Origin of the sequence: Lysinibacillus sp. FSL K6-0102, assembly GCF_038003545.1 — a bacterium.
GTDB lineage: Bacteria > Bacillota > Bacilli > Bacillales_A > Planococcaceae > Lysinibacillus > Lysinibacillus capsici.
Map to the genome: position 1 here is coordinate 3,989,364 of NZ_JBBOPH010000001.1, position 15,958 is coordinate 4,005,321.

General features: G+C 40.1%; 14 protein-coding genes. 3 read left to right on the forward strand and 11 right to left on the reverse strand.

Annotated features, from left to right (window positions below; genetic code table 11):
• Window positions 1-4: 4 nt before the first annotated feature.
• From NYE73_RS20275 to NYE73_RS20290, 4 genes are all read right to left on the reverse strand, one after another.
• Window positions 5-430: a hypothetical protein gene (locus tag NYE73_RS20275; protein ID WP_048390821.1), complete on the reverse strand. Its 426-nt coding sequence runs from the start codon at window positions 428-430 to the stop codon at window positions 5-7.
• 11 nt (window positions 431-441) lie between these two features.
• Entirely contained in the window at window positions 442-1,425 is a 984-nt protein-coding gene (locus NYE73_RS20280) for a sensor histidine kinase (RefSeq protein ID WP_048390819.1), read from the reverse strand.
• Window positions 1,425-2,129, reverse strand: coding sequence for a response regulator transcription factor (locus NYE73_RS20285; RefSeq protein WP_004230457.1), 705 nt, complete (start codon window positions 2,127-2,129; stop codon window positions 1,425-1,427). The genes NYE73_RS20280 and NYE73_RS20285 overlap by 1 nt, the downstream gene beginning before the upstream one ends.
• A 100-nt stretch (window positions 2,130-2,229) precedes the next feature.
• Window positions 2,230-3,222, reverse strand: coding sequence for a lipoate--protein ligase (locus NYE73_RS20290; protein WP_048390817.1), 993 nt, complete (start codon window positions 3,220-3,222; stop codon window positions 2,230-2,232).
• A 144-nt stretch (window positions 3,223-3,366) separates the two neighbouring features.
• Here NYE73_RS20290 and yhfH point away from each other — a divergent pair, with 144 nt between their 5' ends.
• Window positions 3,367-3,492 (forward strand): protein YhfH, encoded by a 126-nt coding sequence (yhfH, locus tag NYE73_RS20295; RefSeq protein WP_004230455.1) that lies wholly within the window; start codon window positions 3,367-3,369, stop codon window positions 3,490-3,492.
• Between the two features lie 403 nt (window positions 3,493-3,895).
• On the opposite strand, the gene NYE73_RS20300 is transcribed toward yhfH, so the two are convergent.
• The 6 genes from NYE73_RS20300 to NYE73_RS20325 all read right to left on the reverse strand — a co-directional run bounded on the left by NYE73_RS20300 (window position 3,896) and on the right by NYE73_RS20325 (window position 10,356).
• Window positions 3,896-6,085 carry a YhgE/Pip domain-containing protein gene (locus NYE73_RS20300; RefSeq protein WP_259949834.1) on the reverse strand — a complete coding sequence of 730 codons (2,190 nt, stop codon included), beginning with the start codon at window positions 6,083-6,085 and terminating at the stop codon, window positions 3,896-3,898.
• Between the two features lie 132 nt (window positions 6,086-6,217).
• A complete protein-coding gene (locus NYE73_RS20305) occupies window positions 6,218-6,790 on the reverse strand; it encodes a TetR/AcrR family transcriptional regulator (RefSeq protein WP_009373269.1) in 573 nt (190 codons plus the stop codon).
• 121 nt (window positions 6,791-6,911) lie between these two features.
• Window positions 6,912-7,436, reverse strand: a complete 525-nt coding sequence (locus NYE73_RS20310; protein WP_004230451.1) for a FixH family protein — start codon at window positions 7,434-7,436, stop codon at window positions 6,912-6,914.
• A gap of 3 nt (window positions 7,437-7,439) precedes the next feature.
• Entirely contained in the window at window positions 7,440-8,828 is a 1,389-nt protein-coding gene (locus tag NYE73_RS20315; protein ID WP_048390812.1) for a sensor histidine kinase, read from the reverse strand.
• Window positions 8,825-9,508 carry a response regulator transcription factor gene (locus tag NYE73_RS20320; protein ID WP_004230448.1) on the reverse strand — a complete coding sequence of 228 codons (684 nt, stop codon included), beginning with the start codon at window positions 9,506-9,508 and terminating at the stop codon, window positions 8,825-8,827. The genes NYE73_RS20315 and NYE73_RS20320 overlap by 4 nt, the downstream gene beginning before the upstream one ends.
• Complete coding sequence (locus NYE73_RS20325) at window positions 9,508-10,356, reverse strand: YncE family protein (protein ID WP_259956430.1); 849 nt, start codon at window positions 10,354-10,356, stop codon at window positions 9,508-9,510. Before NYE73_RS20325 ends, NYE73_RS20320 begins: the two co-directional genes overlap by 1 nt.
• Window positions 10,357-10,659: 303 nt before the next feature.
• Between NYE73_RS20325 and NYE73_RS20330 the strand changes: the two genes are divergently transcribed.
• Window positions 10,660-11,745, forward strand: coding sequence for a glycosyltransferase family 2 protein (locus NYE73_RS20330; protein WP_112116627.1), 1,086 nt, complete (start codon window positions 10,660-10,662; stop codon window positions 11,743-11,745).
• A 179-nt stretch (window positions 11,746-11,924) separates the two neighbouring features.
• Window positions 11,925-14,387 carry a beta strand repeat-containing protein gene (locus tag NYE73_RS20335; protein ID WP_340815698.1) on the forward strand — a complete coding sequence of 821 codons (2,463 nt, stop codon included), beginning with the start codon at window positions 11,925-11,927 and terminating at the stop codon, window positions 14,385-14,387.
• A 139-nt stretch (window positions 14,388-14,526) separates the two neighbouring features.
• Here the strand turns inward: NYE73_RS20335 and hemY are convergent, their stop codons facing one another.
• The gene (gene hemY, locus NYE73_RS20340) at window positions 14,527-15,948 is read right to left on the reverse strand and encodes a protoporphyrinogen oxidase (RefSeq protein ID WP_048391734.1); all 1,422 of its coding nucleotides are present in this window, start codon (window positions 15,946-15,948) and stop codon (window positions 14,527-14,529) included.
• Window positions 15,949-15,958: the final 10 nt, after the last annotated feature.

The following is a 15,958-nucleotide window of genomic DNA, read 5'->3' on the forward strand; positions in this document are numbered from 1 at the left end:
CACCTTATTTCTTCATTAATTCTAAGGATTGAGGTAAAAGCCACTGTAAAACGACCTCAAAACCAATGTGAAAATGAGGCTCTGTTAAAGCCAGTATTGACTCTTCCTCTACTAAACTAAAGCAATGCTCCCCAATAATTACATCCCAAGCATCCATTTCTCCCTCTACGATTTCCCCACATACAGTATAATACCCACTATACATAATCTGTTGACCGTCTACAGGAAAAGCATTCAATAATGTTGGTTGCTGTAAGTTTAACCCAAGGCTCTTTGAAAAATGCAGTAGTTCTTCATCTAACTTTTCATTTGCCAGGATAAAATTTTGATAGGCTAATGGATCTCCCGCTTGCAGATGTGTCATATAAAGCGCATTTGTTTTCTCCTTATCGATTGTTAGTTTCCAATCTTCTATACGTACCTCTACCATCCTAGTGCCCCCTAATTTGTAAATGTTACTGTCACAATCGTCCCTTTTCCTACCTCTGATGTAATAGCCAGCTCATGCCCTAGCTTTTCACAGATTTCTTTGGCTAAATAAAGGCCCATTCCAGTTGATTCACCTGTTTTCCGCCCATTTTCGCCAGTAAAAAAGGCTTTCGTAACACGAGAAAGATCGGAAGCTGGAATCCCAATACCCTCATCACAAATCGCAAGTTGTACATAGTCATCCTTTTCAATGGCAGAAATAACAATTTTTTTATTGGCTTCAAACGTGTATTTCACTGCATTGGTGATAAATTGTCCAAGAATGAAACGAAGCCATTTTGAATCACTGGCAACAATTAGATCGTCGTCAATATGAATTTCCGGGAAAACTCTTTTCGTAATAAATAAACGTTTATTTTCATTAACAGTTGCAGTTACAATACCTTTTAACGCAACTCGCTCTACTTGCATATCATCCTCAAAATTTTCTAGGCGTGCATTAACAAGTACCATGTCCAATCCTCTACGCAAGCGATCGATTTCCTCCTGAACATTCTTTTTATCAAGAGGTCGGTCATCTTGTAATAATAATTCAATCACTGAAATAGGTGTTTTCATTTGATGGACCCACTGGTTCATAAATTGATCATGCCTTTTTTGACTTGCATATAAAGCATGCAGCTCATGTTGATAAAGTCGATACAATTCATGCATATACTTCTCAGTTTGTATAGCTTCTGGCGTTTTTGCATTTTTTTGTAGCACATCCTCCATTGCTGATGGAAGCTGAGTTATCTTCAATAAGTAGCGTTGCCGCATTAAATAGCGGACAAGTAAAAAAGATGCTAATAGCACAAGGCTAATACAAAAAGAATAAATAGCCGTATCAATATTTCGAAAACCGTCTAGTGCATAGATAACCATGATGAAGCCAACTAATAAGAGCTGGAACACAATAAATGATGCATAATCACGTAAAAAAAGCTTCCAGCCCACTATAGCTCACCTGCACTTAATATGAATCGATAGCCTGCACCACGTACCGTTTCGATTGTTGACGATATATGATAATCCGCTAACTTTTTTCGAACTCGGGTCATATTCACATTCAAAGTGTTTTCATCGACAAATGCTTGATCGTCCCAAAGCTCCTCTAACAATTGCTCACGCGAAACTACTTTCGGTGCATTGCCCATCAATAGCTCTAAGATGATACATTCTTTTTTCTGAAGTGGAATTTCTAAATCATTTTTATGTAGCTCCATTCTTTCTAAATGAAGTACAAGCTGTCCTTGCTTGATTGTCCGTTCTTCTTGCCTTGCTGCATATTCACCATATGTACGGCGTAGATGACTACGGATTTTAGCCAACACAATTTCGTAGTTAAAAGGCTTTGTAATAAAATCGTCGCCCCCATTTTCAAGTGCAAAGATTTGGTCCATTTCTCCTGAGCGTGCAGAAATGAAAATTATCGGACATGTTGTATGCTGACGTAGCTGGCGACACCAATAATAGCCATCATAAGCGGGTAAATTTATATCAAGCAGCACCATATGTGGATTAAATGCTGTAAATTCTTCTATAAGATGATCAAATTCTTGAATTGTTGCAACTTCGTATTGATATTTTCTAAGCGTTTCCGCTAGTAATGATGCAATCTTGACATCATCTTCAACTATGAATATTCGATGCTTTTCCATATCAACACTCCTTTCTTTCTATATTGTATCAAAAAAAGGTTCGACGACATAATTGTCAGCGAACCTTTAGGCTAAAACATTACATGAAACCGTATTTTCCTTAATAAATTAATTGTAAAAAGTCCTCAGTTGAAATTCCACCAAAATATGTAGGGATATCAATGTCTGCTAATGCCTTAGCAATTGCAGCTCTGTCATAGTTTGTCCCAACTAAGCGCTGTTCTATATCAGCCATATCACCGACACCAAAGAAATCTCCAAAAATATGCACTTCTTCCATCACACCATGATTTACTTCTAGACGAATATCAATGCCTCCTGTTGGGAATCGGTGTGTTTTTTGAATATTAAAGCGAGGTGATTTCCCAAAATTCCACTCCCAAGTTTGATAGCGTTCCTCTGATAGCTTGTGGATATTTGCCCAATCATCTTCGGTTAGCTCATAATAACGAATATTTTCTTCCCCGCCAAAAATGGATTTTAAAATTTCAAGGCGGAATTCCTCAACTGTCATTTGCTCTTTTAAAAACTCTGAAATGTTTGCTACTCGTGAGCGAATTGATTTAATACCTTTTGATTCGATTTTATCCTTTTTGACCTTTAAGGCTGAGACAACCGCATCGATTTCTGTATCAAACATCAATGTACCATGGCTGAACATACGTCCTTTTGTAGAGAACTGAGCATTTCCTGAAACTTTACGTCCCTCTGCTAGTATATCATTACGTCCTGAGAGCTCTGCATTCACACCCATTTTTGCTAGAGCGTCAACGACTGGTTGCGTGAATTTTTTATAGTTCATAAAGCTATCGCCATCATCATTTGTAATAAAGCTGAAGTTAAGATTGCCTAAATCATGATAAACAGCACCACCACCTGAAAGACGGCGCACAACAATAATGCCATTGTCCTCTACATAGTCTGTATTGATTTCTTCAATCGTATTTTGGTTTTTACCGATGATGATAGACGGTTGATTAATGTAGAAAAGGAGCACTGGCTCTTTCTCAACGTCCATTGTTTTTAACAAATACTCCTCAATAGCAAGATTAATGCGTGGATCATGGATCCCTTTATTATCAACGAAAATCATAGTTCACGTTTCCTCCTTCACAAAATATCCATATTTATTTTACCGTAAATTAGGCATTTTGTGTTGACGAAAAGCATCTGTTATAATACACTAGAAAATATCAAAACAGTAATAGTACAGATGAACTTAAAGGAGGAGTCCACAATGTTAGAAAACGTAGTTGAATTTTTCAAGAATTTACCTGCTAAGCAATGTACTGAGTGCGGTGAAAAAATGGAAGAACAAAGCGAATGCTACAGCAACACTTGTGAAAAATGTAACCACCTATAAGCATTTGCCTATTCTGATATAGTCATATACGTGCCCCACACGTAGCAATCATGACACCCTTCATCATATTTTGATGAACCCTTAATTAAATCTCTTACACTTACAAAAAACAACAGCTGATACGCTCATATCAGCTGTTGTTTTTATGTTGTTGAAAAAGACAATCACTAGCAGTGAAAGACATTTTGGCAAAGTAAGGGGTTTTCTTTCTGCCAGCGCCTAGAGTGAGCAGCTCACTACTCGCCCTTAGAAAGCACGTAGCCTGCAATGGAATCCATACTCTTTTTCATAAAATTTCTATAGATTGCTTTGTTTTCATTTATGTCATGTGAGGCTGAAGAATTATTACATAACCCCAATAAACAACAAAGCACTCACCGTACATTAGGTGAGTGCTTCATGATTAGTTTTCTTCAGCTACTTTAGAGTAACGTTTATTGTGCAGTAGCATAAAGTAACCAAATGTGATCGCTAAGAATGCTACTAAGAAGCCAGCTAGAACTCCATAGTTTTGCATTAAGAATGACGTATCACCAGTAGAAATACTTGATTTAAATGCTTGAACTGTATATGTCATCGGTAATAGCTTGTTAAATACTTGTAATGGTGAAGGTATTAATTCTAATGGGAATGTACCTGCACTTGTTGTTAATTGTAAAATTAGTACAACAATTGCCATGAAACGACCAGGGTCACCAAAGATCGAAACAAGCATTTGGATTAAGGCTAAAAATACATAGCTTGTTAATAAGGCTGTTAAAATAAAGTAGCCCATGTTATTCACTTCGAGGCCTAGACCCCATTTGACAATAACTACTGTTAGTAATGTTTGCACTAAACCTACGACTGCTAGTACAGTCACTTTACTTGTAAACCAAGATGCCCCGTTTTTAGGACGAATAGCAGGTTCAACAAGTGGGAACACAATTGAAATTAATAATGCACCTACGAATAAACCTAGAGAAATAAAGTACGGTGCAAAACCTGTACCATAGTTAGGAACATGGTTTACAGACTCTTTTTCAACTTCAACTGGACTACCTACCATATCATACGTGTCTTGATTTGCTTTAACTTCATTTGCTTTTTCACTAGCCTCACCTAATTTACCAGATAAAGTAGCTGTACCATCTGCAAGCTCCGTAGAACCATCTGCTAGTGTTGCAGATCCTTGTGCTAGCTCACCAGATTTTGAAGCAAGTGTTGAAGTACCTTGATTTAATGTTGTTGTACCATTCGCTAATTCATTTAAACCAGATGCTAATGTTTTTGAACCTGTTACAGCTGTATTCACACCTGCATGTAGTTCACCTAATTTTGCAGCTAATGTAGCATTACCTGCTTGTAGACCTTTTGCACCTTCCAATAAAGCATTACTTTTAGCTGTTAATGCATTCGCACCAGCTAGCACTTCTGCTTGACCTGCTGCAATTTGAGTTGCCCCAGAGCTTACTTGATTGGCACCAGCTTGTAATTTTTCTGTACCAGCTGATAAGGATGTTAAACCGTTATGCACACTAGCACTACCTGCCTGCAGTTCCGCTAATGTTTGTTTCAACGCTGCTGCTTGCTCTTCAGGCATTGAAGCCATCATCGTTTGTAATTGATTTGATAGAGCTGTAATGCCTGCCTCTACTTTTGCAGATCCCGCTGTTAATTGAGTTGCTGCACCATTCAATGCACCGGCATTCTCAGCAATAGATGCTGCACCTGCACTAATTTGCTGTTGTTTGTCGTTTAAAGTGTTTAAACCAGCACCAACTTTTGCAACACCTTGTGTATATTGTGATAACCCCTGTTCAAGGCTCGTTGCTCCATTTGCAGCTTGCTGTGCACCCTGTTGTAATTGAACAGTACCATCTTGTAGTTTGACTAAACCACTAGATAAGTCATTCGCGCCTTTTGCGGCATCTCCTGCACCTTTTGTTAATTTATCAGTACCATTTGATAGTTCAACTGTGCTCGATGCTAGTTGCTCCAGATATCCTTTTAAATCTTTTGCACCTTTCGCTACTTTTTGTGCACCCTCATCTAGCTTATTTGAGCCATCTGCAGCTTCTGTAAAGCCATCTCCAAGTGTTGCAATGGAATCAAATAATTTTTCAGCATAAGTCGCTGATACTTGAGAATTTACTTCAGCGCGTACACGATCCATTGCAGTCTCACCAATTTGAGCACCAAGGAAGTTCAATCCCTCGTTTGGAATGTAGTTCATTACTAATTTTGATGGTTTGTCATCTAATAGTGTTGTTGCATGTTCAGAGAAATTTGTTGGAATTTCTAAAATCATATAATAGTCACGACTATTTAAGCCTTTTTCAGCTTCATCTTTTGAAACTTCTATAAAGTTAAATTGCTCGCTATCTATCAATTTATCGACCAAGGTATCCCCTAAGTCTAATTTAACGCCATCCATCTCAGCACCAGTATCCTCATTAACAACAGCTACTGGAAGATTAGGAAGCCCCGCATAAGGATCCCAAAACGCCCATAAAAACATACCCGCATACATTACTGGAATAAATAATACAGCAATGATTGACACAAGCATTTTTCTTGTTTTAAAGATCTTCAGCCACTCAGCTTTAATCATATAATATCCTCACTCCTAAACTATTTGACCGAAAACGTCATTTGGTCATTTTCATTCAAAAAAAATAATCAACCTCGACAAATTGCAAAAAGAGCACTTGATTCAATACTTATACAGCTGTATTTTATCGAATCAAGTTAAAATCAAACCTCGAAAGATAGTTTCCTTAAAAAGATTAAGAATCTTTTCTTCAGGGATTACATCACCATGTAACTCATGCCAATCGACAACAAAAGCAAGATATGCCTTCAGCAATAAGTAACTAACTAGCTCCGCATCACACTCTCTAATTTCACCTTTATTAATACGTCGTTGTATTAACTCTGCGACATACGATAAGATTTCAGTCTCGATACGTAGTAGCACCTGTTTAACTGCTGGTGTTCGTAATTCTTTTTCTTCCTCGATTAGCTTTGCAAATAAAAGATGTTTTTCTCGGAACTGTAGCATTTTCATTAAAGCATTATGCGCATTATCCATAAAGCTTGCTGATGCATCCAACACTGCATCTGCTTCCGCTTTCATCTCTCGTACAAGTGACATTGCGATCTCTTGAAATAAAATTTCTTTATTTGCAAAGAATGTATAAATCGTACCTTTACCGACATTGGCGATTTTAGCCACTTGCTCCATTGTTGTTGCCTTGTAGCCAAACAATGTAAAAGATTTTGCAGCTGCTTCAAGAATTTCCTGCCTACGATCCATTAGTAACATCCTTTCTAGTTAGGTTATGTACATCTCTCGTACACTTCAATAAAAATGACCAGAAAACCATTTCGGTCATCTGGTCATTATCATATTCCTATTTCAAAAAAATTGCAAGCCTTTAATGATGATTTTTTTCATCTTTTTTCTCTTCCTCATGATCCATATCATCTGAAGTGTCATTATTATGATCCATCATGTTATTATCCATGCTGTTATTGGCTTTTTCATCCTCTGGGACAACCTTTGTCATATCAGGGCTTCCAGCAATAATTTGTTGCTTTGGCATATTATGAACACCGTTAGCTGTTGTATGTGCATACATATAATACACACCATCATGATCAAAAGTAGTCGTTGCTTTATATACACCGTCTTGCTCTAATTTCCCATCAATCATTTGTCCTTCATCGCGTTTTCCTGATTCCCAAACTTCAAATTCTACTACAGCATCATCGACATTTTTTCCACCTTGTTCAACATGTGCTGCCAGCTCAATCGTTTCATTGAGTGCTACTTCTTTTGGTGTTAAAATTTCAACTTCTGGGATCTGTGGTACTTCTGGTTCTGGCAATGCCTCTTTTTTTTCTCCACATCCTACTAATAATGTAGGGACTGCAATTAGCGCAAATAACCACTTTTTCATCTTTTAATCCTCCATTAATGGCAACCGTATCTTCACGGATGTGCCTTTTTCAACAACACTTTCAATTTCTAACGTTCCCTGTAACTGTTTTAATAACTGTTCAACAATCGATAAACCTAGTCCACTACCACCGTCCGCACGACTTCGAGCTTTGTTAACACGATAAAATCGTTCAGTGACATGGGTTAAATCCTCGACAGGAATACCAATTCCATAATCCCTAATGGTAATTTGTGCACTACCAGCCTTTTCAGCAGCAACAATTTCCACCTTAGAATTTTCATGCGAGTAATTAATCGCATTTTCAACAATGTTAATAAAAATTTGTTTTAGTTTTACTTCATCCGCTTCAATAATTAGGGCATCATCTACATCTAAATATAAAGTTATGTTCTTTTTATTTGCTTGATGCGTTAAGATTTTTTGAACCTCTCGTAATGTTTCACCTAACGGAATTGGATATAAATCAATGTCAGTTTGTTCATTTTCTGTTCTTGCCAGTTGAAGTAATTCGTTTGTTAAGCGTTCCATGCGATTGGCCTCACGGACGATTAGCTGAATGGTTTCTTCTTTTTGGCCTTCTGTGATGATGCCATTTTGCATGGCTTCGCTATAGCCCTTTACATAGCTAATTGGTGTTCGTAATTCATGCGAGACTGTTGCCAAGAATGTTTTTTGTGCTTCATCCTCTTGCTGAATGGCCTCTGCCATTTTATTAAAGGTACTAGATAATTTACCGATTTCATCTCGTGAATTGACAGGTACACGAGTCTCATAATTCCCATAGGACATCTGCTCCACTGCAAGCTGTAAATCGTTTAATGGTCGCATAATATGTCGAATCCCTTTATAAATTAAATAGCTAACAACTACTAAAAATATGAAGGCACTAATAAACAATAAAATAACGCCACTATTTGCCAATTCACTAATTTTGGCCAGTGGGAAATAAATATAAATAATACCTTCTAATCGATTTTGATCAACAAGTGGTACAACCACCGAAATAAGTTGTCGATCAAAGCGAGGCTCGTACCCAATTTTTTGTACATACTTTCCTGCCAATAATTTTTGTCTTTCCTCAGGACCAATCAATGTCTCATAATCGATATCAAATGGAACACAGGCACTTAATTCACGAGGATTCCTTACCGCAAATATATTCAAATTGGAATAATCATTAAATTCTTCAATATCTGCAATAAATTCATCCGTTACCTTGCCATTGTCATACATTGTTTGTAGCTTCAATCCAACTTCGACCATTGTATCTTCTGTATCTTGTACATATAAACGTTGATATAAAAAATTTGTGAGAACATACATAAAGACGACGGTAATAATTAAAAAGGCGAAAATTAACAACCAAATGCGCGTGGCAATTTTTTTCATTCGCCAGGATCAAAGCGGTAGCCCACACCCCAAACGGTTTGAATATGCGAAGCCGCATCCTTTCCAAGCTTTATTCGTAAAGTTTTAATATGTGTATCTACCGTGCGTGTTCCACCTACATAATCAATATCCCAAATGCGTTCTAATAATTGCTCTCTCGAATAGGCATTTCCTGGATTTTTCATAAATAAGTGTAAGAGTTCAAATTCCTTTAAAGTAAGTGGAATACTCTTTCCATCAACGGATACTTTTCGTGCTATTTCATCTATTTTAATAGAGCCAAAAATTACGTACTTTTGCTGTAGTTCTGTAATATTTGCACCACTTCGTCTTAATACAGCATAAATTCTGGCTACGAGTTCATCATGTGTAAATGGCTTAACAATATAATCATCTCCGCCAAGTGTAAGACCTTTCACTTTATCCTCATTCGCATCACGTGCAGTTAAAAAAATAATCGGCACATTGGACATAGCCCGAATACTTTGACAAACAACAAAACCATCCTCATGTGGCATCATTACATCAAGTAATACTAAATCTATATTTTCACGCACTATTACATCGTAAGCCTCAGTTCCACTAGCGGCAGTAAATGTCTCTATATCAGAGTTATTGAGCATCATTTCAATTAAATTACGCATATCCTGCTCATCATCAACTATTAATACAGTTGTCATCATTGTTCCTCCCTTACTAACAGCTGAAAAGCACCTTTCCCCACATCAACTGTTTTTTCCTTCTGGCCATCTTTTATAAAATACAATGTGTGATCATCATAGCCAGCGACAACAATATAATCTTTAAATTGATCCACTACAAATGGATTTGCCCCAACCTCTTGCTGCCATTTGATATGGCCATCAAAGTCAGCCACATATAACTCGTTGTGACCATGACTTACAACAAGAATAGCATCTTTGGTCTTTTTTATTCCTACTGGCATCAAAGGCATGTCAATCTCTCCATGCAGTTGACCTGTAGTCAAATCATATTTTTTAACAGAACTATTTGGCTTACTTCCTTCCCCATGACCGCCTACCCATAGCTCATGTTTTTCTTCTAGAACAACTATTCCATGTGCAGACTTTTGAATCGGCCACTCTTGCTCAATTTTTAAATCCTTCATATTTAATACAGATAACTTTGTATCTTTAAAATTAATAACATATAGTTTATCCCTATACGATGTCATTGACATTGGATAATTGCCAAGTTGTTGTGAAGCTAGCTGATTGCCTTCTTGATCAAAGCTTGTCACTGTATTGGTTTTACTATTCGTGATAAAAAATTGCTTGATGTTGTCATCGTAGTATACATTGGTCGTACCAATCTCTACTTTTTTTGAATAGAGCTTTTCTCCGGTGGATATTGTATAGACGTCGATGTTATTTAGTTGGTGTCCATATAATAAAACTTGGTCATCTCCTAATAATATGGCCCCTGAATAAGCCTTATCAAATAACCATGTCGCAAGCATATTCCCATCCTCATCAATAAAATCTAATGATGGCTCTTGTATGTTCAATGAAGCTATAAAACTTCGTTCCCTTTCAATGGGTTCATATGACTTTTCAGCGCAACCCGCTAACCATATAATTTGTAGTAACGAAAAAATGAAGAATGCCCATTTTTTCAACTTTATCACCTCTGCCCCTTTACTATACTTCACAATTGTGAAATTCGGGTGAAACTTGGAAGGTAAATTTATGACAAACCATGAAAATACATTTCACATATCAGGCGCGCAATTCTTCTAACAGTTCAATCATCCAACCAATATTTCCGTCCTTACATATATTACAAAGATAATGGTAAGGAGGAATAGAGTATGATATCCATTAGCTTATGTATGATTGTAAAAAATGAAGAAGATGTTATTGGTCGATGTCTTGACTCTGTCAAAGATATAGTAGATGAAATTAATATTGTTGATACGGGATCAACAGATAGTACAAAGCAAGTGGTTGCACAATATACAGACCGAATTTTTGATTTTAAATGGATACATCACTTTGCAGCAGCACGAAACTTTTCCTTTCAACAAGCAACAAAAGAATACATCCTCTGGCTTGATGCTGACGATGTTTTTTTAGAGGAAGACCGCCAAAAATTAAAGGCACTCAAAGCATCTCTTACTTCCGACATTGATGCTGTTTCTATGAATTATCATTTAAGTTTCGATCATGAGGGAAATGCAGATGCCTTAATAAGAAGATATCGCCTTGTCAGGAGGGAAAAGCAATTTCAATGGATTGGTGCAGTTCATGAATATTTAGAAGTTTGTGGTATGTTGTTTGATAGTGATGTTGCTGTCAGCCATTTACCGTTAACCCATGATCACTCCCGCAATATTACGATTTATAGACAACTGATTGAAACGGGAGAAACACTATCACCACGTGATACATTTTATTTTGCTAATGAATTAGTAGATCATGGCCTGTTTGAGGAAGCTATTTATTATTATGAATTATTTTTAACGTCCAAATTAGGGTGGATTGAAGATAACATACGTGCCTGCTTAAAATTAGCTGATTGCTATTCCCATTTAAACGATAAAGAAAACAATTTCAGCGCTATACTACGAAGCTTTGAATACGATATCCCCCGACCAGAAGCCTGCTGTCGCCTAGGTTATCACTTTATGGAACAATCCAGAAATTACGAAGCTATATTTTGGTATGAGCAAGCTCTAGTGATTAAACAGAAGCCAAATGCGCCCTTTCAAAACAAAAGCTTTTCTACATGGCTACCCCACTTACAGCTCTGTGTTCTTTACGATCGCTTACAACAATATGAACTAGCCAATGCCCATAATGAATTAGCGGGCTCGTTTATTCCGAATGACCCAAAAATTCTACACAATAAAGAATATTTCAAGCGTATTTTAACAATCAATCAAAATGACTCTTAAAAAATATCTATCACCATCTAAAAAGTTTCGTCTCCTATTCGCAGGATAAACATCCAATTATCTTAAATACAGTTGCAACGAATCTATAAATAACTCTCTATTTACAAGTAATTAATAGTTATGTGTCTACCTCCCTTATCATTCATCAGAATACGATATTTGAGAGAGGAGGTGAGATTATGCATTTTGGAAATTTTATAGATAGAGTTTGCAGTAAGTGTCATTCATTTCCTTGTTGTTGTAAAACTGGTCCTATTCCAAGTTGTCCAATTTGGCCAGTGAAACCTACAGGACCGACTGGGGGGATAACTGGACCTACAGGTAGTACAGGTGTGACTGGCGCTACGGGGGTAACTGGCGTTACTGGGGCTACTGGCGCTACCGGCGTTACTGGCGCTACCGGCGTTACTGGCGCTACTGGCGCTACGGGTGTGACCGGCGCTACTGGCGCTACTGGCGCTACCGGCGTTACTGGCGCTACCGGCGTTGCTGGGGCTACAGGTGAGACCGGCGCTACTGGCGTTACTGGTTCTACGGGTGTGACCGGGGCTACTGGTTCTACTGGTTCTACGGGTGTATCCGGGGCTACTGGCGCTACTGGTTCTACTGGAGTAACCGGCGCTACTGGCACTACTGGTGTAACTGGGGCTTCCGGTGTTGCTGGGGCTACTGGCGCTACCGGCGCTACCGGCGTTGCTGGGGCTACGGGCGAGACCGGCGCTACTGGTTCTACGGGCGTTACTGGAGTAACCGGGGCTACTGGCGCTACCGGCGCTACCGGCGTTGCTGGGGCTACGGGTGATACCGGCGCTACTGGCACTACTGGAGTAACTGGGGCTACCGGTGTTGCTGGTTCTACGGGCGTTACTGGTGTAACTGGGGCTACCGGCGCTACCGGCGTTGCTGGGGCTACGGGTGAGACCGGCGCTACTGGCGTTACTGGTTCTACGGGTGTGACCGGCGCTACTGGTGTTACTGGTTCTACGGGTGTAACTGGGGCTACTGGCGCTACTGGTTCTACTGGGGTAACCGGCGCTACTGGCATTACTGGGGTAACTGGGGCTACGGGTGATACCGGGCCTACTGGCGCTACTGGGGTTACTGGTTCTACGGGTGTAACCGGGGCTACTGGCTTGACTGGTGCAATCGGACCTACTGGCGCTACTGGGGTAACCGGCGCTACTGGCTTGACTGGCGCAATCGGACCTACTGGGGTAACCGGGGCTACCGGCGTGACTGGTGCAATCGGACCTACTGGCGCTACTGGGGTAACTGGGGCTAGCGGTGTTGCTGGTTCTACTGGCGCGACTGGCGCAATCGGACCTACTGGCGCTACTGGCGCTACTGGCGTTACTGGCGTTACTGGAGCTACGGGCGCTACTGGGATTACCGGGGCTACTGGCTTGACTGGTGCAATCGGACCTACTGGCGCTACGGGTGTGACCGGCGCTACGGGTTCTACGGGTGTAACCGGGGCTACTGGCGCTACTGGGGTAACTGGGGCTACCGGTGTTGCTGGTTCTACGGGCGCGACTGGCACAATCGGACCTACTGGCGCTACTGGGATAACCGGGGCTACTGGCTTGACTGGTGCAATCGGACCTACTGGCGTTACTGGTTCTACGGGCACTACTGGCTTGACTGGTGCAATCGGACCTACTGGCGCTACTGGGGTAACTGGGGCTACCGGTGTTGCTGGTTCTACGGGCGCGACTGGCGCAATCGGACCTACTGGCGTTACTGGTTCTACGGGCACTACTGGCGTTACTGGCGCAATCGGACCTACTGGCGCTACTGGGGTAACCGGCGCTACTGGCTTGACTGGTTCTACGGGTGAGACTGGGCCTACTGGCGCTACTGGGGTTACTGGTTCTACGGGTGTAACTGGGGCTACCGGCGTTACTGGTGTAACTGGCGCTACCGGCGTTACTGGTGTAACTGGCGCTACCGGCGTTACTGGTGTAACTGGCGCAATCGGACCTACTGGCGCTACTGGGGTAACCGGCGCTACTGGCTTGACTGGTTCTACGGGTGAGACTGGGCCTACTGGCGCTACTGGCGTGACTGGTTCTACGGGTGTAACTGGGGCTACCGGCGTTACTGGTGTAACTGGCGCTACCGGCGTTACTGGTGTAACTGGCGCTACGGGTGCTACTGGGCCTGCGTTTTCTGAAGGATTCTCTGCCTTTAAAAACACGTTGGCTGTTAGTGGATCTACTTCAATCACTAACTGGAGTGTTGCTTCACCATACTTTACAACACCTGCTTTCAATCCAACAACTGGGATATTCACTGTACCAACTACAGGTAGGTATTCCTTTGAAGCAACCATTAACTACTCCACTGCTGCGGCTATTACCGTTACTTTAGGAGCAGGAATAAACCCTTCATTTGCAATTAGACAAAATGCTACTACAAATTTAATTAGTGGCTTGTTCCCTGTACTAAATGTCAATGTGGCGCTTGTATTAACTTTACGCGCAGTTCTTGGAAATGGCACAATCACTTTAGCAGGAGAAGTGAATTTAAATGCTGGAGATACGATTGATTTGTTCTATGAAGCAAATGGATTGACTATCTCTCTTACACTAGGCGGCGCTAACTCTGGTGGTATTGTTTGGTCATGTCATCGAATTTCTTAGAGTTAGGACATTAATCAGCAATACAGCTCTTAGTAGAAATAGCAAACCACAAAATAGTGGTTTGCTATTTCTTTTTCATGTAACAATATAAAAAATAGTACAAACATTGATAATAAATGTTTGTACTATCTGATTTGCATTACTTGAACATTTCCATTAATACTTCATTCGCAACCTGTTTACCTTGCTGTACACATTCCGGAATTGATATTCCTTCAAACGAGCTTCCTGCAAGCTTTACAGTTGGAAAATGTTCTTGTAATTCTTGTTTGATACGAAGGACTTTCGCCTCGTGGCCAACTGTATATTGTGGCATCGCATTTTTCCAACGTGTTACAACCGTTGTGACAGGTGCGCCATCGATACCAATCGTTTTCTGTAAATCCTGTAGCACGGTTTTTTCGATCTCCGTATCCGATAAAGCCACAATCGCTTCGTCGCCCACTCGACCAATATAACTGCGTAATAATACAAAATCCTTTGGTGAAGTACCTGGCCATTTTCGATTCATCCAAGTGCAGGAAGTAATTGAAAAATCACTATTTCGAGAGACATAAAAAGAAAGTGCATCTAAATCACCGAGTTGTTCCTTTTTAAAGGCCATTGTAACGGTTGCAATAGTAGCAGCCTTCATTGTGCCCAATTCATGTAATAGACTTAACTTACTAAACATTTTTTCAGCCATATTAAAGGGGGTGGCAATAATAACAGCATCTGCTTTGATATGTGAAAAATTATTGAGCATCACCTGAACTGAACCATCCTTGCCATGCTCTATTTCCTCTACTTTGACACCCTTCATCACTGTCCCCGGAAGTAGTGATTCTTCTATACTTTCAATGAGTGTTTCAAGGCCATTGCTAAAGGTTTGAAAGATACCTTTATTTTCAGCTATGTGATGATTGCTTAAGAAATTCGTGCCTGACTTCTTCATACCAATCAGCAAACTACGATATTGTTGTTCTAAACTATAAAGCTGTGGGAAGGTTGAGCTCATACTTAACTGCTCAATATCCCCTGCAAATGTACCTGCTAGTAGGGGCTCTACTAGATTTTCCACTATCTCAGCACCAAATCTTCTTCTAAAAAAAGCGCCTAACGGTTGATCGTCATCCTGTGTAGAACGGGGAATGAAAAAGTCCCCCGCCGCACGAACTTTACCACTTAGTGAGAACAAGCCTGAAGTTATGAATGAAGAGATATGCGGTGTCTCTCCAGATAAGAGATGACTAGGTATTGGATATAACTGACTACCAACAGCTATATAGTTTGGACCCGCATTACTTGTTAATAGTTTCTGTTCGATCCCAAGATCCTTTGCTAAATCATTGACATAGTTTTCACGATCAAAAAAAGATTCTGGCCCACGCTCAATAATAAAGCCATCTTTTCTTAGAGTTTGAATTTTTCCGCCAAGACGTAATGACGACTCGACAAGTACGATATCTAATGGCAATTCTTTTGCGCTTGCTTCTTTTTGCATATAGAACGCAGCTGTAAGGCCTGTAATGCCACCGCCTACGACAACTACCTTTCGTCTTTTCTGAGTCACCAACATCATCACTTTCTTT